The organism is Staphylococcus sp. 231237_7MaSpsaltlick, assembly GCF_043107035.1.
Map to the genome: position 1 here is coordinate 1 of NZ_JBICNX010000145.1, position 1160 is coordinate 1160.

Below are 1160 nucleotides of genomic sequence, written 5' to 3' on the forward strand. Positions count from 1 at the left end.
TACTTAAAAATGGATTAGGTAACCCTTTTCTAGATTCAACCTCATCATTTTCCCTACTAATAAAATACTCGCCTTTTCTTTTAGCTTTTTTTATCATATGCATTAACCATAAATAACCAGCAATCAGCATAAATAATGCAGTAACTAAACTAACACCCCAACCAGCATAGGGGCTAGTATGTAAATACGGTATAGGAATCCAGTTTTGTATCTCTGGAGAACCTGCTGAAGTCATCGTAAAAGTTGTTGACCCCAACGCTAGTGTTGCAGGAATAAATCTTCTTGGAAAATCAGATTCTTTAAACAAATTTACTGCCATCGGATATACCGCAAATGCTACAACAAATAAACTAACGCCACCATACGTTAATACGCCACATGCTAATACAATAGCTAAAACTGCTCGTTTCATCCCTATTTTTTTTATTATCCAATGAGAAACACTTTCTGCTGCGCCACTATCTTCCATAACTTTTCCAAATATCGCGCCTGTTAGAAACATAAGATACCAAGAAGTGACAAAACCAGAAAATCCATCCATATAACTTGTCACGAAGTCCGTCTGTTTACCAACTGCAAGTTGAGAAAATAAAGGAAGTCCATTAAACACTCCTACAATTAACGCAGACAAAGGCGCTGCAATAAGTAAATTCATCCCTCTCATAACTAAAATAGTCAATATAGCTAATCCACCAATTAATCCTAATATACCCCACATATAAGTATGTCCCCCTTTAGGAAATTAATTATTTCCTTTATCTCCATACTTTCTCACTCGTAGTAAAGCTTGCTCTGCATGTCCAGCAAAATTTTCATATTCACATAAACGCGCTGCGTATTCACCTATATAAGCGCTTTGCTTTTCAGATGTTACTTTTTGATAAGTTACTGTCTTGATGAATTTACCTACCCATAAACCACCTGTATATCGCGCTGCTTTTTTAGTTGGTAATGTATGATTTGTGCCTATCACTTTATCTCCATATGCTACGTTTGTTTCTGGCCCAAGGAATAATGCTCCATAATTCGTTAAATTATCTAAAAAATAATTTGGGTTTTTCGTTAAAACTTCAACATGTTCATATGCTAATTTATTTGCTTCATTTATTGCTTCTTGTTCATTTTCTACAATTATCACCTGACCATAGTTATCCCAAGAT

At 35.0% G+C, this 1160-nt stretch carries 2 protein-coding genes; both read right to left on the bottom strand.

Going from position 1 to position 1160, the window contains the following annotated elements; translation table 11 throughout:
• Positions 1-718: GntP family permease (locus tag ACF91D_RS30490; RefSeq protein ID WP_392438490.1), on the bottom strand; the 718-nt coding region annotated here is incomplete at its 3' end.
• Positions 719-742: 24 nt separating this feature from the next.
• Positions 743-1160, bottom strand: a 418-nt coding sequence (locus ACF91D_RS30495; RefSeq protein ID WP_392438491.1) for a histidinol dehydrogenase, incomplete at its 5' end; no start/stop codon positions are given.